The sequence below is a fragment of the Streptomyces sp. NPDC048637 genome (assembly GCF_040650675.1).
Classification (GTDB): domain Bacteria; phylum Actinomycetota; class Actinomycetes; order Streptomycetales; family Streptomycetaceae; genus Streptomyces.
This window is the reverse complement of the sequence record NZ_JBEZHQ010000071.1, coordinates 1-17,978: the sequence shown is the minus strand read 5'-3', so window position 1 is coordinate 17,978 and position 17,978 is coordinate 1. Positions and strand designations below refer to the sequence as shown.

The 17,978-nt window shown below is 73.2% G+C and carries 13 protein-coding genes; 10 read left to right on the top strand and 3 right to left on the bottom strand.

Going from position 1 to position 17,978, the window contains the following annotated elements; all coding sequences use genetic code 11:
• Positions 1-271: 271 nt before the first annotated feature.
• Positions 272-1,981: a proline--tRNA ligase gene (locus AB0C46_RS40025; protein ID WP_362834057.1), complete on the top strand. Its 1,710-nt coding sequence runs from the start codon at positions 272-274 to the stop codon at positions 1,979-1,981.
• Between the two features lie 60 nt (positions 1,982-2,041).
• On the opposite strand, the gene AB0C46_RS40020 is transcribed toward AB0C46_RS40025, so the two are convergent.
• From AB0C46_RS40020 to AB0C46_RS40010, 3 genes are read right to left on the bottom strand one after another with little or no spacing between them, the layout of a single operon-like run.
• Complete coding sequence (locus tag AB0C46_RS40020; RefSeq protein ID WP_362834056.1) at positions 2,042-2,953, bottom strand: aminoglycoside phosphotransferase family protein; 912 nt, start codon at positions 2,951-2,953, stop codon at positions 2,042-2,044.
• Positions 2,954-3,004: 51 nt separating this feature from the next.
• Positions 3,005-3,520, bottom strand: a complete 516-nt coding sequence (locus AB0C46_RS40015; protein ID WP_362834055.1) for a ferritin-like domain-containing protein — start codon at positions 3,518-3,520, stop codon at positions 3,005-3,007.
• A gap of 46 nt (positions 3,521-3,566) precedes the next feature.
• A complete protein-coding gene (locus AB0C46_RS40010; protein ID WP_362834054.1) occupies positions 3,567-4,109 on the bottom strand; it encodes a hypothetical protein in 543 nt (180 codons plus the stop codon).
• A gap of 160 nt (positions 4,110-4,269) precedes the next feature.
• On the opposite strand from AB0C46_RS40010, the gene rimP reads away from it, so the two are divergent.
• From rimP to AB0C46_RS39965, 9 genes are all read left to right on the top strand, one after another.
• Positions 4,270-4,803, top strand: coding sequence for a ribosome maturation factor RimP (gene rimP / locus AB0C46_RS40005; protein WP_362834053.1), 534 nt, complete (start codon positions 4,270-4,272; stop codon positions 4,801-4,803).
• 2 nt (positions 4,804-4,805) lie between these two features.
• Complete coding sequence (gene nusA, locus AB0C46_RS40000) at positions 4,806-5,804, top strand: transcription termination factor NusA (protein ID WP_362834052.1); 999 nt, start codon at positions 4,806-4,808, stop codon at positions 5,802-5,804.
• A 135-nt stretch (positions 5,805-5,939) separates the two neighbouring features.
• Complete coding sequence (locus tag AB0C46_RS39995; protein WP_362834051.1) at positions 5,940-6,227, top strand: YlxR family protein; 288 nt, start codon at positions 5,940-5,942, stop codon at positions 6,225-6,227.
• A gap of 161 nt (positions 6,228-6,388) precedes the next feature.
• Positions 6,389-9,550, top strand: a complete 3,162-nt coding sequence (gene infB / locus AB0C46_RS39990) for a translation initiation factor IF-2 (protein ID WP_362834050.1) — start codon at positions 6,389-6,391, stop codon at positions 9,548-9,550.
• A 198-nt stretch (positions 9,551-9,748) separates the two neighbouring features.
• The gene (locus AB0C46_RS39985) at positions 9,749-10,042 is read left to right on the top strand and encodes a DUF503 domain-containing protein (RefSeq protein ID WP_362834049.1); all 294 of its coding nucleotides are present in this window, start codon (positions 9,749-9,751) and stop codon (positions 10,040-10,042) included.
• A gap of 65 nt (positions 10,043-10,107) precedes the next feature.
• Positions 10,108-10,563 (top strand): 30S ribosome-binding factor RbfA, encoded by a 456-nt coding sequence (gene rbfA, locus AB0C46_RS39980; protein WP_362834048.1) that lies wholly within the window; start codon positions 10,108-10,110, stop codon positions 10,561-10,563.
• Positions 10,560-11,489: a tRNA pseudouridine(55) synthase TruB gene (gene truB / locus AB0C46_RS39975; protein ID WP_362834047.1), complete on the top strand. Its 930-nt coding sequence runs from the start codon at positions 10,560-10,562 to the stop codon at positions 11,487-11,489. Before rbfA ends, truB begins: the two co-directional genes overlap by 4 nt.
• 320 nt (positions 11,490-11,809) lie before the next feature.
• Positions 11,810-15,916, top strand: a complete 4,107-nt coding sequence (locus tag AB0C46_RS39970) for a hypothetical protein (protein WP_362834046.1) — start codon at positions 11,810-11,812, stop codon at positions 15,914-15,916.
• Between the two features lie 207 nt (positions 15,917-16,123).
• Positions 16,124-17,086 (top strand): bifunctional riboflavin kinase/FAD synthetase, encoded by a 963-nt coding sequence (locus tag AB0C46_RS39965; RefSeq protein ID WP_362834045.1) that lies wholly within the window; start codon positions 16,124-16,126, stop codon positions 17,084-17,086.
• Positions 17,087-17,978: the final 892 nt, after the last annotated feature.

Below are 17,978 nucleotides of genomic sequence, written 5' to 3'. Positions count from 1 at the left end.
GGGGTGTCCGGACGTAAAGCGAAGCAGTCCGGACACCCCCACCCGCGGAGGCCCGTTACCGCACCCCGACAGCCCCGCGCAGCGGACCCGGCCCGCCGCCAGGCGCAACGGCGGGGGCCCCGCGCAGCGGGCAACAAGCGGCGAACAACCCCCACGGCGGGAAAGCCAAAAACGCGGGCCGAAGGCAAAGCGCAGCGGATACGCATTTCCTTGCGCCACACCCCTACAGCTAACCTCCAGGGAGTCACCTTTCTTACGCAGGAGAAACTCCATGGCCCACGCCGCACAGGTCCAGCGCATGTCCCGCTTGATGATCAAGACACTGCGCGACGACCCGGCCGACGCCGAGACCGCCAGCCACAAGCTGCTCGTCCGCGCCGGGTACGTCCGCCGCTCCTCCGCCGGCATCTGGACGTGGCTGCCGCTGGGCAAGAAGGTCCTGGAGAACGTCTCCCGCGTGGTGCGCGAGGAGATGGACGCCATCGGCGGCCAGGAGGTCCTGCTGCCGGCCCTGCTGCCCAAGGAGCCCTACGAGGCCAGCGGCCGCTGGGAGGAATACGGCGACCTGCTCTTCCGCCTCAAGGACCGCAAGGGCGCCGACTACCTCCTCGGCCCCACCCACGAAGAGATCTTCACCCTCACGGTCAAGGACCAGTGCACGTCCTACAAGGACCTGCCGGTGATCCTCTACCAGATCCAGACCAAGTACCGCGACGAGGCCCGTCCCCGCTCCGGTGTGCTGCGCGGCCGCGAGTTCCAGATGAAGGACTCGTACAGCTTCGACACCACCGACGAGGGCCTGGAGCAGTCCTACGCCCTGCACCGCGAGGCCTACACCAAGATCTTCGAGCGGCTCGGCCTGGACTACCGCATCGTCTCCGCCGTCTCCGGCGCGATGGGCGGCTCCGCCTCCGAGGAGTTCCTGGCCCCCGCGGCGGCCGGTGAGGACACCTTCGTCGACTGCCCGGCCTGCGACTACGCCGCCAACACCGAGGCCGTCACGGTCAAGGTCGAGCCGGCCGACGGCTCCGCGCACGGCCCCGTCGAGGAGCTGGACACCCCCGACACCCCGACCATCGAGAGCCTCGCCGAGCACCTCGGTGTACCGGCCTCGGCGACCCTGAAGAACCTCCTGGTCAAGGTCGACGGCGAGATCGTCGCGGTCGGTGTCCCCGGCAACCGCGAGGTCGACCTCGGCAAGCTCGGTGAGCACCTCGCGCCGGCCACCGTCGAGCTGGTCACCGCCGAGGACTTCACCGACCGCCCCGAACTGGTCCGCGGCTACGTCGGCCCGCAGGGTCTGGCCGGCAAGGCCTTCCGCTACATCGCCGACCCGCGCATCGCCCCCGGCACCGCCTGGATCACCGGCGCCAACAAGGAGGGCAAGCACGCCAAGAACGTCGTCGCCGGCCGGGACTTCGAGGTCGACGACCACCTCGACGTGGTCGTCGTCGAGCCCGGCGACCCCTGCCCCCAGTGCGGCACCGGCCTGAAGATCGACCGCGCCATCGAGATCGGCCACATCTTCCAGCTCGGCCGCAAGTACGCGGACGCCTTCGAGCTCGATGTGCTCGGCCAGAACGGCAAGCCCGCCCGGGTCACCATGGGCTCGTACGGCATCGGCGTCTCCCGTGCGGTGGCCGCGCTCGCCGAGCAGTCCCACGACGAGAAGGGCCTGTGCTGGCCCCGCGAGATCGCCCCGGCCGATGTGCATGTCGTCGCGGCCGGCAAGGCCAAGCAGACCGAGCTCGCCCTGGAGGTCGGCGAGCAGCTCGGCGCCGCGGGCCTGCGGGTCCTCGTCGACGACCGGGCCGGTGTCTCGCCGGGCGTGAAGTTCACCGACGCCGAGCTGCTCGGCGTCCCGACCATCGTGGTCGCCGGCCGGCGCGCCGCCGAGGGCGTCGTCGAGGTCAAGGACCGCCGTACCGGCGAGCGCGAGGAGCTGACGGTCGAGGAGGCCGTCGCCCGCCTCAGCGCGTAGCCGCCGCACGACGAACGGGCCGGCCAGGGGATCGCCCCGGCCGGCCCGTTCGCGGTGGCGCTACAGCCAGGCCGCGAACTCCAGCAGCAGTTCACCGCGCTGCCGGTCGCCCACGGCCACCTCCCGCACACCGGTGTCCACGGCCAGGTACAGCGTCCAGTCGCGCAGCCGGTCCCGGTCCACCTCCAGGGAGTCGGCCAGCTTGGCCACCCGGCGGCGGGCCGCATTTCCCGCGCCGGAACCCGCCAGCAGATCCTCGAACCGGTCCAGCACCAGCGCCGCCAGGTCGTACGCCCGCTCGCCGACCACCGGCGCCGGACCGACCGCCAGCCAGGGCGCCCGTCCACCGGCCAGCACCTTGCCCTGCCGGAACGCGCCGTGCAGCAGAGTCTGCTCGTCGGACCCGGCCGGCAGGCCGCGCCGCAGCTCCAGCGCCTGTTCCACCAGCGGCCCGGCGGCCGGGGTCAGCGCCCCGGCCGTGCGCAGCCCCTCCACGGCCTCCTCCGTACGCCCGGCCAGCGTCTCGAAGGGATGCCCCGGGTCGGGCTGCACCCACAGCCGCCGCACCGTACCGGCCGCCTCCAGCAGCGCCTTGGCCTCCGGCAGCGAACGCAGCGACACCCCGCTCTGGAGCCGCTCCAGCAGCAGTGCACCGCTCGTGTCGTCGGACCGCAGCAGCCGTACCGCGCCCCAGCCGTCCCACACCTCCAGCGCCGCGCCCTCGTGCGCCGACACCCGCCCCGGCACCGGGAACTTCAGGGCCGCGGGCGTCCCGTCCTGCTGCCGTACGAGTGCGAGCAGACTGCTGCGGCCACCGGGCGCATGCACCCGCTCCAGCGTCAGCTCCCAGGCCTCCAGCCGCTGCTGAACCAGCGTCGGCAGTGCCGTGAGCCACTGCCGCACCGGACTTTCCGGATCGCCGCTCAGCGAACTCACCAACCGCTGCGGCGGTTCGATGGGTGCCGTTGCCATGCTTGAGCTGTCCCTTTCCTGGGGTGCGGAGACCGCGGGGCGGCCGGTCGTTCAGAGCGCGCCCGCGGAGTCGCTCGCGGAGCCGGACGGGGCGGCGTCCGCGGCCCGTTCCACGAGCCCAGGGAAGGCTACGCCGCTGCCGCGCCAGCGCACCGACCGCACCGCCGCCTCGCGCAGCGCGGCCGTCGCCTCGCGCCGCCGGACCGCGCCGCCGGCCCGTACGAGATCCGCGTACACGGCGGCCAGCCGGTCCTCCAGCTCCGCCGCCAGCCGGGCCGCGGCGGCCGCATCCGGGACCGGGAAGGGCAGCTTGTAGGCGGCGGCCGCGGCCTGCGGTGTACCGCCCAGGTCGCGCACCACGCGGCGCAGCGCATCCCGGCGGGCGCGGTGTCCGTCGTACGCCGCCTGTGCTTCCTTGCGCCGGTCACCGGCGATCCGCCCGCCGACCACGCCGTAGCCGTAGACCGCCGCATGCTCGGCGGCCAGCGCCGCCTGCACCGCCGCGAGCTCCTGGTGCCCGCTGTCGTCGTGGTCGCGCCTGCTGGCGCGAGCCGTTCCGGCCGTCATCCGCACGCCCCTTCGCTGGTCCTTGCCCGGTGCCCCACCGTGCCCGTCATCCGGCCCGCTCCGCCAGCAGATACGCATGCACTGCACCGGCCGCCGCGACCGAGGCCAGCAGCCGGGCCAGTTCCGGGGGCGCGGTGAGCAGCGCCTTGGTGCGGGCATCGGCGAGCCGGCGTTCCGCGTCGGCGAGCGCCGAGCGGGCGGTCCGCTCGTCCTGGGCGACCGGGGGACCGGACGGCCGGGCGCCGTGCGGCGAGGGACCGGACGCGGGCGCTCCGGCGTCACGCGCCGGGCCGTCGGAGGCGCCGCCGGGCGAGGGCGCGGCGCGGTCGTCGCCGAACGCCTCGGCGTGCCGGGCGACTTCGGAGCGCAGTGGGCGCAGCCGCGACTCCAGTGCCGGATGCGCGGCCAGCGTCGCGTCGTAGCGCGCCAGCAGGGTCGTACTGTCGCGGGCCGAGCGCTTGCGCAGCCGTTCGGCGGCTGAGGAGTGTTCGGCCTCTTCGGGGCCGGGGTCCTCGGAGCAGCCCGTGAGCAGGGCCGCGCCCCCGAGGGCGGCACCGGCCAGCAGGGTCCTTCTACGCGCGTACGCCACTTTCGGCACGTTGCACTTCCCGGGGTCTTCCGTAGTGATCACCGCAGGCGAGAGTATCCGTGACCACCCACCGAATCGTCAGTACCCCGCCGGAACCGATAGGCTTTGACCCGACACGCGACCTACCCACAACAGCACACGCGGCCGAGGAGTCACCCGGATGAGCACCACCCAGAGCGAGAGGCTGCGCGGACTGCTTGAACCGCTCATCGCCGCGCGCGACCTGGATCTGGAAGAGATCGAGGTGACACCGGCAGGCAAGCGGCGGGTGCTGAGGATCGTGGTCGATTCCGACGAGGGCGTCCAGCTGGACGAGTGTGCCGCGCTGAGCCGCGAGGCCTCCCAGGTCCTGGACGACTCCGATGTGATGGGCGGCACCCCGTACACCCTTGAGGTGACCTCACCCGGCGCCGACCGCCCGCTGACCGAGCTGCGGCACTACCGCCGCGCCGTCGGCCGCCTCATCAAGGCCCAACTCCACGAGGGCGGCGAGCTGGTGGCCCGGATCATCGCCGTCGACGACTCCGGACTGGACCTCGAGGTGCCGGGTGTCAAGGGCCGCAAGCCGACCGCCCGCCGGGTCTCCTTCGACGAGATCGTCAAGGCGCGCGTCGAGCTGGAGTTCAACCGCAAGTCCGACAAGCGCGACGCGCAGCACGACGAGAAGATCGACGAGAACAAGGAGGAGGCGTAGCCGTGGATATCGACATGAGTGCCCTGCGGGGTCTGGTGCGGGAGAAGGAGATCTCGTTCGACCTGCTGGTCGAGGCGATCGAGTCGGCCCTCCTCATCGCCTACCACCGCACCGAAGGCAGCCGCCGGCGGGCGCGGGTGGAGCTGGACCGCAGCACCGGTCATGTGACGGTGTGGGCGAAGGAGAACGCCGAGGATCTCGCGGACCTGGCGGAGGGCGAGGAGCCCCGCGAGTTCGACGACACCCCCTCCGGCTTCGGGCGGATCGCGGCGACCACCGCCAAGCAGGTCATCCTGCAGCGGCTGCGGGACGCCGAGGAGGAGATCACGTTCGGTGAGTACGCCGGACGGGAGGGCGATGTCGTCACCGGCGTCGTCCAGCAGGGCAAGGACCCCAAGAACGTCCTGGTCGACATCGGCCGCCTGGAGGCCATCCTGCCGGTGCAGGAGCAGGTCCCCGGTGAGGACTACGCGCACGGCACCCGGCTGCGCTCGTACGTCGTACGGGTGGTCAAGGGCGTCCGCGGCCCGTCCGTGACGCTCTCGCGCACCCACCCCAATCTGGTGAAGAAGCTCTTCGCCATGGAGGTCCCGGAGATCGCGGACGGCTCGGTGGAGATCTCCGCCATCGCCCGCGAGGCCGGCCACCGCACCAAGATCGCCGTACGGTCGACGCGCTCGGGCCTGAACGCCAAGGGCGCCTGCATCGGCCCGATGGGCGGCCGGGTGCGCGCCGTGATGGCCGAGCTGCACGGCGAGAAGATCGACATCGTGGACTGGTCGGACGACCCGGCCGACCTGGTGGCGAACGCGCTGTCGCCGGCCCGGGTCAGCAAGGTCGAGGTCGTGGACCTGGCGGCGCGCTCCGCCCGGGTCACCGTGCCCGATTACCAGCTGTCACTGGCCATCGGCAAGGAAGGGCAGAACGCCCGGCTCGCCGCCCGTCTCACGGGCTGGCGGATCGACATCCGCCCGGACACCGAGCACACGCCGCAGGACTGAGATCGTCCGAGGCAGCCGGCTGCGCCGCGGCCCCCGAAAAATCGGTGGTGCCGCGGCGTTCGACCGGGAATTCTGAGCAGCCGTCCGGCCATACCCCATCGGGGTGGGGCCGGCGCGGGGAGGTAGACTTAAGCAGTGTCTGGCCGGACGCATGCCCGCGCATGCCCTGAGCGCACCTGTCTGGGATGCCGGGAGCGAGCGGCCAAGGGCGATTTGCTGCGCATCGTGGAGATCGAGGGTGAGTGTGTCCCCGATCCTCGCGGTACGCTGCCCGGCCGGGGTGCTTACGTGCACCCGACACTGGTCTGCCTCGACCTGGCGGTTCGCCGCCGGGCGTTCAACCGGGCCTACCGGGCCCGGGGACCGTTCGATGCGACGGCCTTGCGCCAGTACGTCGAACGCGTCGGGCAGCCCCTGCAATAACACACAGCACGAAATGCACAGCGCACGGAAAACCGTGCGGTCAGGTACCTCGCGAGTCGGAAGTAGGTCGAGATTGCGATGAGCACTCGATGAGTACGCGATGAGTACGCCCATGAAGTAGCGACGGTCCGGTGGACAAACCCGGACCTAGAAGGAGCGAAGTGGCTAAGGTCCGGGTATACGAACTCGCCAAGGAGTTCGGCGTTGAGAGCAAGGTCGTCATGGCCAAGCTCCAAGAACTTGGTGAATTCGTCCGTTCGGCGTCCTCGACGATCGAGGCGCCGGTTGTTCGCAAGTTGACCGACGCTTTCCAGGCAGGCAGCGGCAACGGCCGCGCCGCCGGTAAGCCCGCGGCGCCGCGCAAGTCGGCCCCCGCAAAGCCGTCCGCGCCGTCCCCGGCGCAGGCCGGCGGCACTTCCCCTGCCGCCAAGGCAGCGGGGGAGCGTCCTGCTGCCCCGAAGCCGGGCGCCCCGAAGCCGGGCCCCGCGGCTCCGGCAGCCCCCGAGGCACCGAAGGCCCCCGAGGCCCCGGTGGCTCCCAAGAGCACTCCCGCCGCCGGCCCCACCCCGGGCCCGCGGCCCACGCCGGCCCCGAAGGCTCCGGCACCCAAGCCCGCTCCGGCCGCCCCCGCGCAGCCCGAGTTCCAGGCTCCGCCGTCCGCGCCGGCCGCTCCCGCCGCCGGTCAGTCGGCTCCCCGTCCCGGTGCCCCCGCCCCGCGTCCGGCCCGTCCGGCGTCCGGCCAGGGTGGTCAGGGTGGTCAGGGTGGTCAGGGCCGCGGTAACGCTCCGCGTCCCGGTGGCGAGCGTCCGGGCCCGCGTCCCGGCGGCCGCCCGTCCGGCCCCCGTCCGGGCAACAACCCCTTCACGTCCGGTGGCTCCACGGGCATGGCCCGTCCGCAGGCCCCCCGTCCCGGTGGCGCTCCGCGCCCCGGCGGCCAGGGTGGTCCCGGCGGTCCGCGTCCGCAGGGCGGCGGCCAGGGCGGTCCCCGTCCCCAGGGCGGCCAGGGCGGCCAGGGCGGCGCGCGTCCCACTCCCGGTGGGATGCCCCGTCCGCAGGGTGCGGCCCCCGGTGGCGCCCCGCGTCCCGGTGGCGGCGGCGGTAACCGCCCGAACCCGGGCATGATGCCGCAGCGTCCCGCTGCCGGCCCGCGTCCGGGCCCCGGCGGTGGCGGCGGTCGCGGTCCCGGCGGTGCCGGTCGTCCCGGTGGCGGCGGCGGTCGTCCCGGTGGCGGCGGCGGTTTCGCCGGTCGTCCCGGTGGCGGTGGCGGCGGCGGTCGTCCGGGTGGCGGCGGCGGTTTCGCCGGTCGTCCCGGTGGCGGCGGTCCCGGTGGTGGCGGCGGCTTCGGCGGTCGTCCCGGCTTCGGTGGCCGTCCCGGCGGTCCCGGTGGCCGTGGTGGCACGCAGGGTGCGTTCGGCCGTCCCGGCGGTCCGGCGCGCCGTGGCCGCAAGTCGAAGCGGCAGAGGCGTCAGGAGTACGAGGCCATGCAGGCCCCGTCGGTGGGCGGCATCATGCTGCCCCGCGGCAACGGCGCGACGGTTCGCCTGTCGCGTGGTGCCTCGCTGACGGACTTCGCCGAGAAGATCAACGCCAACCCGGCGTCGCTGGTCCAGGTCATGCTGAACCTGGGCGAGATGGTCACCGCGACCCAGTCGGTCTCCGACGAGACGCTGACGCTGCTCGCCGAAGAGATGAACTACGTCGTCGAGATCGTCAGCCCGGAGGAGGAGGACCGCGAGCTGCTCGAGTCCTTCGACATCGACTTCGGTGAGAACGAGGGCGGCGAGGACATGCTCGTCGCGCGTCCGCCGGTGGTGACCGTCATGGGTCACGTCGACCACGGTAAGACCCGGCTGCTCGACGCGATCCGCAAGACGAACGTCATCGCGGGCGAGGCCGGCGGCATCACCCAGCACATCGGTGCCTACCAGGTCGCGACCGAGGTCAACGACGAAGAGCGGCGCATCACCTTCATCGACACCCCCGGTCACGAGGCGTTCACCGCCATGCGTGCCCGTGGTGCCAAGTCGACCGACATCGCGATCCTCGTGGTGGCGGCCAACGACGGTGTCATGCCGCAGACGATCGAGGCGCTGAACCACGCCAAGGCGGCCGAGGTGCCGATCGTGGTCGCGGTCAACAAGATCGACGTCGAGGGCGCCGACCCGACCAAGGTGCGCGGTCAGCTCACCGAGTTCGGTCTGGTGGCCGAGGAGTACGGCGGCGACACCATGTTCGTCGACATCTCCGCCCGTGAGGGTCTGAACATCGAGCAGCTGCTTGAGGCCGTGGTCCTGACCGCGGACGCCTCGCTCGACCTGCGCGCCAACGCGGAGCAGGACGCGCAGGGCATCGCGATCGAGGCCCACCTCGACCGTGGCCGCGGCGCCGTGGCGACCGTCCTGGTCCAGCGCGGCACGCTGCGCGTCGGCGAGACGATGGTGGTCGGCGACGCGTACGGCCGAGTCCGTGCGATGTTCGACGACAAGGGCAACAACGTCGAGGAAGCGGGTCCGTCGACCCCCGTCCTGGTCCTGGGTCTGACCAACGTCCCGGGCGCCGGCGACAACTTCCTGGTCGTCGACGAGGACCGTACGGCCCGTCAGATCGCCGAGAAGCGCGCGGCGCGCGAGCGCAACGCCGCCTTCGCCAAGCGCACCCGCCGGGTGTCCCTCGAGGACCTGGACAAGGTGCTCAAGGCCGGCGAGGTCCAGCAGCTCAACCTCATCATCAAGGGTGACGCTTCTGGTTCCGTCGAGGCCCTGGAGTCCTCGCTGCTCCAGCTCGACGTCGGCGAAGAGGTCGACATCCGCGTGCTGCACCGCGGCGTCGGTGCGGTCACCGAGACCGACATCAACCTGGCGTCCGGCTCCGACGCGATCGTCATCGGCTTCAACGTGCGCGCCGAAGGCCGTGCGACGCAGATGGCCGAGCGCGAGGGCGTCGACGTCCGGTACTACTCGGTCATCTACCAGGCGATCGAGGAGATCGAGGCGGCCCTGAAGGGCATGCTGAAGCCGGAGTACGAGGAGGTCGAGCTCGGTACCGCGGAGATCCGCGAGATCTTCCGCTCGTCCAAGCTCGGCAACATCGCGGGTGTGCTCATCCGCTCCGGCGAGGTCAAGCGCAACACCAAGGCGCGCCTCATCCGCGACGGCAAGGTGGTCGCGGAGGACCTCAACATCCAGGGTCTGCGCCGCTTCAAGGACGACGTCACCGAGATCCGCGAAGGCTTCGAGGGCGGTATCAACCTCGGAAACTTCAACGACATCAAGATCGACGACGTCATCGCGACGTACGAGATGCGCGAGAAGCCGCGCGGCTGATCATGCGCGTGACTGCCCGCGCGTAGCACGGTCCACCAGAGATGGCGGCCGGGCGACACGCGGGACCGGGGCCGGTCGGCGGAATATTTCCGTCGATCGGCCCCGGCCGTTCCGTGTACGGTTCCCAAGGAAACGAACGCCCCCAGCTCACGCTGGGAGGTGCCCCGAAGGCCCCACGGGTGGCTTGACCCGTCTTGCATGTACGTAGGGACGCTGTCCTTCGACCTGCTTCTCGGCGACGTACGGTCGCTGAAGGAGAAGCGCTCCGTCGTCCGCCCGATCGTCGCCGAGCTGCACCGCAAATACGCGGTGAGCGTCGCGGAGGTCGGGGACCAGGATCTGCACCGCAGGGCCACCATCGGCCTGGCGGTGGTTTCCGGGGACGCCGGACATCTCACCGATGTCATGGACCGTTGCGAGCGCCTGGTCGCCGCACGGCCCGAAGTGGAACTGCTGTCGGTACGCCGACGGCTGCACGGCGACGACGACTGACCTGATGACCAGGCATCCCGCCGCCGGCGGAAGCACAATTGTGGAAGAAAGAAGGAGACGGACCAGTGGCCGACAATGCGCGGGCGAAGAAGCTGGCGGACCTCATCCGGGAGGTGGTCGCCCAGAAGCTGCAGCGCGGTATCAAGGATCCGCGGCTCGGTTCGCATGTGACCATCACGGACACCCGGGTCACCGGCGACCTGCGGGAGGCTACGGTCTTCTACACGGTCTACGGGGACGACGAGGACCGCGCCAGCGCCGCCGCCGGACTGGAGAGCGCCAAGGGCATCCTGCGCTCCGCGGTCGGTGCGGCGGCCGGCACGAAGTTCACGCCGACCCTGGCGTTCGTGGCGGACGCCCTGCCGGAGACCGCCAAGACCATCGAGGACCTGCTCGACAAGGCGCGGGCCTCGGACGCCGCGGTGCGCGAGGTCTCCTCGGGCGCGCAGTACGCCGGTGAGGCCGACCCGTACCGCAAGCCGGGCGACGACGAGGACGACGAGGGCACCGCGGCAGAATGAAGCGTGAGAGCAACAAGCCGGGCGGGCTCGTCATCGTCGACAAGCCGTCCGGCTTCACTTCGCACGACGTGGTGGCGAAAATGCGCGGTATGGCGCGTACCCGCCGGGTCGGGCACGCCGGCACGCTCGACCCGATGGCCACGGGCGTACTCGTCCTGGGCCTTGAGCGGGCCACCAAGCTGCTGGGCCATCTCGCACTGACGGAGAAGGAGTACGTCGGCACGATCCGGCTCGGCCAGACCACCGTCACCGATGACGCCGAGGGCGAGATCACCGAGTCGAAGCCGGCGCACGGCCTCGCCCGCGAAGACATCGACGCGGGCGTCGCCGAGCTGTCCGGCGCGATCATGCAGGTCCCGTCGAAGGTCAGCGCCATCAAGATCGACGGCAAGCGTTCGTACTCAAGGGTCCGCGACGGTGAGGACGTGGAGATCCCGGCCCGTCCGGTGACCGTGTCCTCGTTCGTGGTGCACTCCGCGCACGAGTCCGAGGCCGAGGACGGCACCCCGGTGACCGATCTGCTGGTCTCCGTCGAGTGCTCGTCCGGTACGTACATCCGCGCGCTGGCCCGCGATCTGGGGGCCGGGCTCGGCGTCGGCGGCCATCTGACCGCGCTGCGCCGTACCCGCGTCGGCCCGTACAAGCTGGACCGGGCGCGCACGCTCGAACAGCTCCAGGCCGCGGTGGACGACACCGAGGGCGAGGGCCTGCCGGTCATGCCGCTCGGCGACGCGGCCGCCGCGGCGTTCACCCGCTGGGACGTCGCCGAGCCGCAGGCGCGGCTGCTGCTCAACGGCGCGCGGATCCCGATGCCGCGCTTCGAGGGTGACGGCCCGGTCGCGGCGTTCGGGCCGGACGGCCGGTTCCTGGCACTGGTGGAGAACCAGGGCGGGAAGGCCAAGAGCCTCGCGGTGTTCGCGGTCTAGGGGCGGGCTCGTGGCCTGACACCGGGGGCCGGGTCCGGGGCGTGGAGACGCGCTCCGGACCCGGCCTTCTGCGTGGCCGCACCCGGGGCACCGGCGGCCACCCGGCGGCCGCGCCGGCCCGATCGGCGCCTCACACCGGCCGCGCGCCACCCTCCCCCTCCTCCTCCCCCTCTTCTCCAAGAGGTTCCGGCCATTCACTCATTCGGTGAGGCGCTCGGAGTGAATCAAGGAGTGGACGGGGGCGCGTTGGCAGGGCTCCCTGCCGGGACGATCACCGCCTGCTTACCGTGCGGAGGACGGACAGGGCGAGAGGACCGGCGATGGCATTGCTGGATGCCGATGCGGACGTGGCACTGGTGCGTATCCGCGATCTGGCAGGTCGGACGCGGGGGACGGGCTTCCTCGCGGACCACGAGGGCACCGTGGTCACCAGCCACGAAGCGGTGGACGGCGCGGCACAGCTGGTGCTGCAGCCCATGGCGGACGGCGCGGGCGGGGGCGCGGCGGGGGGCGGCGGATGGACCTGCCTGGTGGCGGCCGAGGCGATCACGCCCCTTCCGGAGGCCGGGCTCGCCCTCGTACGGACCGACAGTTTCGGGCCGCACCGGCTGGCGCCGCTGCCCGTCGCCACGGGCCGGCCGGCCCCGGGCACCCGCTGCCGGCTCTGGGCGGGCGGCTGGCTGGCCGGCACGGTCGTCGGGCCGGGCTCCGGGGTGATGTACACGGCCGCCGAGCGCGTCCATCTGCTCGACGAAACGCTGGAACTCGGCCTCTGCGCGGGGGGCCGGGAGGCGCTGCGGCTGGGCGGTCCCGCGGTCGGCGGGCCGGTGCTGGACGCACGGACGGGTGCGGTGCTCGGGGTCCTCGGTACCGCGCTGCATCCCCAGGCCCCCGGCTGTGTCCGAGCGGGGGAGACCCCCGGGCGCCGGGCGGGCGGCTTCGCGATTCCGCTGCGCGCGGTCGCCGAGGCAGCGCCGGGCGGTCCGTTCGCCGCACTGCTGGAGCGCAATGCGGCGCACGTCCCTGCCTACGGCAGCGAACTGAATCCGGCCGGCGCGCGGCATCTCGCCGAGGTGGCGCTCGGAGCCGCCGCGCGGCCGCGAGCGTGGTGCGAGCCGGTCGAACGGCCGGACGTGGTCGCGGAGTTCACGCGCTTCGGGCACGACGACGGGCCGGCGGGCGCACGGGTGCTGGCCCTGGTGGGGGAGCCGGGGACCGGGCGGAGCACCGAGCTGGCCGGGCTGGCCGACCGCCGGGCGCGGGGCCCGGCCCCCGCTCCGGCCGTCTGGCTGCGCGGTGCGGAGCTGCGGCCCGACGACGACGGTGTCCGCAGCGCGGTCGAGCGTGCGCTGCGCTCCGCGGGCCGGACCGTCGCCGACACGGCCCGTACGGCCGGTGATCCAGCGGACACCACGGCGCAGGGCGTGGCCCGCGCGGCGGCCGCGGCCGGGTGCCCGCTGCTCGTGCTGCTCGACGGGCCGGAGGAGATGCCGACGAGCCTGCTGCGGCGGCTGGCCGAGTGGACCGGGGCGACGGCCGACTGGCTGCACACGGCCAGGGTGCGGCTGGTGATCGCCTGCCGCCCCGAGTACTGGGAGCGGGCCGGTGCGCTCTTCCCGCCCGGCCTGCTGCACCGGCCGCAGCGGCCGGTGCCCGCGCTGCCCGCCTGCGTGGAGCTCGGAGACCTGCCCCAGGAGGCGGCGGAGCGCGCCCGGGCCCGCTACGGCCTGCCGTCCGGCGCGCCGGCCGCGCCGGACGCCCGCCATCCGCTGGCGCTGCGGCTGCTCGCGGAGGTCCGGGCGGCCCTGCCCAAGGGGGACACGTCCGGACGGGACATTGGCTTCGGCGCTCCGGACCGCCACCAGATCTTCGACGCCTACCTGGACCTGGTGTGCCTGCGTATCGCCGTACGGATCGCGGACGCCCACCGGCCCGCACTGCGCGGCACCGCCCTGCGCCGGCTGGCGGCCCAGGTCGCCGGCCAGGTGCACGAGGCGGCCCGCCGCTGTCTCGGCCCCGGTCCGGGCGCGCTGGACCGTACGTCCTTCGAGGAGGTCTTTCCGCGGGCGGCCGGCTGGGCCTCCGTGGTGCTCACCGAGGGGCTGCTGGTCCCGGCCGGCACCGGATACCGCTTCGCGCACGAGGAGTTCGCGGAGTGGCTGCAGGGCGCCCATGTCGACCTCGATCTGCTGCCCGTCCCCGGACACCGCGCCGGGCCGGTCGTGCAGGCACTGCTGCGGCTCGCCGGACGCGAGGGCTCGGTGCAACTGACCTTCCGGCTGGCGGAGTTGGTGCCGATGGCGACCGCCCCCAGCACCGGTAGACCGGCACCGCACGCCGTGGACGGCCGCTGGTGGGCCGCCCGTCTGCTGTCCGGGGTGCTGCTCCGGGTCCCCGATGCGAGGCCGTACACGGGCGTGCTGCGGCTGCTCGCCGACCGGATCACGGAACGCTCCCTCCGGGCGGGCGGCTTCACGCACACCGGGCTGGACACGTTCGGGCCGTGGTTCTGGGAGCGGCTGGCCCTGACGGACGAGGACCGGATGGATCTGCTGCGCCGCCTTCTGCCGGCCGACGGTCCACCGGCCGGGGCGGGCCGGGCGCCGGGCGGCGCGGAGCGGGCCGGCGTGAAGCGGGCAGGTGTGGAGCGGGCAGGTGTGGAGCGGGCCGGCGTGGAGCGGGCCGGCGTGGAGCGGGTCGGCCGGGCGGATGGCACTGAGCGTGCGCCGTCCGGCCCGCCGGTGCCACACAGCCGGCCGTCCTCGTCCGGTTCCGTCGCTTCGTCCGGGCTGGCTTCGTCCGGGGTGGCTTCGTCCAAGGTGGTGTCGTCCGGCCTGGAGCCGTCCGGGTTGGCGTCGTCAGGCATGGTGTCGTCCGGCCTGGTGTCGTCCGGCCCCTCGTCGGGCGATCCGGCGCCGGCCGACGGGCCGGGCCCCGGCCGCGCCTTTGCCCCACCCCCGCGGGTACGCGTCCATCCCGCCGACGACCCGTCCGCCGGCCGAGGGGACGGTGAGACGTCGCCGGGCCGGACGCGTCCGACCGGAGCTTCCCGCCGCACCCCCGGGACGGACACCGGCGGCGGACCGTCCGCAGAGGCCGCCGGCGCAGCCACGGCCGAGGCCGGCGCACCGCGCTCGTCGCGCTTCCTCGACGCCGCGGCCGAGCTGCTGTGCGCGGACCCGGAGCGGATGCAGCCGCTGCTGTGCGCCTGGTTCGACGACACCCGCCCGCTGCAGCGCCCCGGTGGCGACGCGGGCGGCGGCCCGGTTCGCCGCGCCGTGCCCCGCGAGATCACCGTGGCCGCCGCCGCGCAGGCCCTGCTGCACACCCACCGCCGACGGGCGCTCGACGCGCTCACGGAGGCGCTGGTGGCGGCCGCTCACCCCAAGGGCGACGAGCTGATGGACGCGCTCGCCGAGGACGAGCCGGCGGCGGTGTGCCGGGCCGTGGACCGCTGGGCGCACGACAAACGTCCCGAGCGCCGGGCCGCCGCCGCGTCCTACGGCCTGCGGGCCGCCCCGTACGTCACCGCCGCGGCCGACCGTGCCCTGCTGCGCTACGCCGCCCTCTGCCTCCTCGCCCGGACCGTCGACAGCGCCCACCACGGCTCCGCGCTCGCCCTGCTGATCGGCGACCCGGCCACCCGCGCCCGCTTCCTGGACCGGGCACTGGCCCGCTTCGTGGCGGGGGATGCGCAGCTGCCGCCCACGGCGTTCCGGGCCGCCCTCACCGACCATCCCGGGCCGGTGCTGGACGCCTTCCGGGCCCGGCTGGTCGGCGGCGCCGGTCCGCCGGTCGCCGCCGGGCTGCTGCGGATGCTCGCCCGCACCGAGGAGCCGGTGCTCGCCGCCCGTATCGACGGCCTCGTCCGCGACTGCGCCCGGCACTGCCCGGACCGCGCCGCGCGGCCGGTCGCGGAGTTCGTCGAGCGCCGCCTCGAACGCGGACCGGCCGCCCGCGCGGCGCTCCGCCCGCTCGCCGCCGAGCTGCTGACCGGATACCCCGTACCGGTCCGGTGCGCGCTCGCACCGGTGGTGGCCGAGGTCGGCTCGGGCGACTCGGCCCCGTTGCGCCGTGAGCTGCTCGAGGTGCTGCTGGCGCAGGAGGCGTCGTACGTGGCGCCGCACGGCGGGTACGAGGAGACCGGCCCGGACACCCGTGTGCTGGAGTCGCTGCTGCAGGCGGCCGCCGAGGGAGCGGAGCGGCGGCCGGCGGAGCGCACCCGGGAGCTGGTGCACCGGACCGGGACGCTGCTGGTCCGTACGCCCGAGGGCGCGGCCTGCTTCGACCGGCGGCTGGTGGAGCTGGGGCGGCGGGTGCCCGGCTTCGCGCGGCGGGTGCAGGACTGGGTGGCGGACGAGCCGGGGGAGTGGGCGGCAGTAGTGGGCCCCAGCGCCCGTGCCACGCTCGCCGGGTCCCCCAGCTGACCGGTGCGCCCATACGGGCCGGAGATGGGGTCCGGCCCGTGTGGGCGCACCGGTTCGTGCCTGCCGTCCGTCCTGTGGATCGGCGGTGTGCGGCTGCCCTGAGCCACCCTTCGCGCGGAGCACCACCCGCGGCATGGCAGTCTTAGACCTGCGCCATGCCGACGTGGCGCAATGGACGGACAAGGGTTCGGGCGAGGAGCGGGCACAGTGCAGCGCTGGCGTGGCTTGGAGGACATCCCCGAGGGCTGGGGGCGCAGCGTCGTCACCATCGGCTCGTACGACGGAGTGCACCGCGGCCACCAATTGATCATCGGCAAGGCCGTCGCGCGCGCCCGTGAGCTGGGGATTCCGGCGGTGGTCGTCACCTTTGACCCGCACCCGAGCGAGGTCGTGCGGCCCGGTACCCACCCGCCGCTGCTGGCGCCGCACCACCGGCGCGCGGAGCTGATGGCCGGGCTGGGGGTGGACGCGGTGCTGATCCTCCCGTTCACCAAGGAGTTCTCGAAGCTGTCCCCGGCCGACTTCGTGGTCAAGGTGCTGGTCGACAAGCTGCACGCCCAGGTTGTCGTCGAGGGCCCCAACTTCCGCTTCGGGCACAAGGCGACCGGCAATGTCGACACCCTGGCCGAGCTCGGGACCACCTACGACTACACCGTGGAGGTCATCGACCTCTACGAGCGCGGTGCGGCGGGCGACGGCGAGCCGTTCTCCTCCACGCTCACCCGCCGGCTGGTGGCCGAGGGCGATGTGGCCGGTGCGATGGAGGTCCTCGGACGGCCGCACCGCGTCGAGGGCGTCGTCGTACGCGGTGCCCAGCGCGGCCGTGAACTGGGCTTCCCGACGGCCAACGTGGAGACCCTGCCGCACACCGCGATCCCGGCCGACGGGGTCTACGCGGGCCTGCTGCAGGTGGAGGGCGAGGCGATGCCGGCGGCCATCTCGGTCGGCACCAACCCGCAGTTCGACGGCAAGGCGCGCACCGTCGAGGCGTACGCCATCGACCGCGTCGGCCTGGACCTGTACGGCCTGCACGTCGGGGTGGACTTCCTCGCCTACATCCGCGGCCAGGAGAAGTTCGACACGCTCGACGCCCTGTTGGAGCGGATGGCGGTCGACGTGAAGCTGGCGCGGGGGCTGATCGCGGCGGCGGGCGCAGCGACCGGGGGCTGAGCGCAGCGACCGGGGCCGAGCCGGGGCTGCCTCGGGGGCTGGGGGCTGAGCTGGGGCTGCCTCGGGGGCGCTGGGTTGGGGTGAGCGCTGGGCGGCTTGAGCGCGGCTGGTGGAATGTGGCTGGATGGTGGGCCGCTGACTGCCTTTTTGCGGGCTGGGCTTGGTGGTTCGCGGTGGCTTGCCCTTTGGGGGTGGTCCTCGCCTTGCCTGCGCTGGGGGTGTTCCCGCCTCGCCTGACCTTGGGGGAGGCCCCTGTTGCCTCTCCCGCCTGGGTTGTTCCTTGCCGGCACTTCTCCTTGGGGTTTCCCGCAGTCTCTCTTTCCTATCCGCTTTCCTTCCGACCTGTTTCCTCGCGCGCCGTTCCTTGCGCGCGGTTTTCCTTGCGCCCCGTTTCCTCCCCCCGCTTCCCCTTCCCCCCGGGTAGTTTTTTCCCCGCCGCCCACCCCCCTTCGGGGGGTGGGCGGGTGTAGAGGTGCAGTTGTTCCAGGCGACGGGTGTAGAGGTGCACCTGTTCTGGGCGGCGGGTGCAGAGGTGCTGCGGCTTCAGGGCGCAGGTGTAGAAGTGCCGTGGCATCGGGGCGCAGGTGTAGCGGTGCTGCGGCTTCGAGGGTGCAGGTGAAGAGGTGCAGCAGCGGTGGAGTGAACGGGCGCGAGGCTCAGCGGCCGCGGAGTGAACGGGGGAGAGGCTCAGCGGTGTGGAGTGCACGGGAGTAGTGGCTCAGCGGCATTGAGGGGGCGGGGCCCGCGGTTTCGTCGCCCCAACTCGGCTGATTTTAGATGGAGTTCGGCCGGGATTGGTTCACTCGTCCGAGGGGTGACGTGATACGGGGCGGGGCCCGCCCCCTCAATGCCGCTGAGCCACTACTCCCGTGCACTCCACACCGCTGAGCCT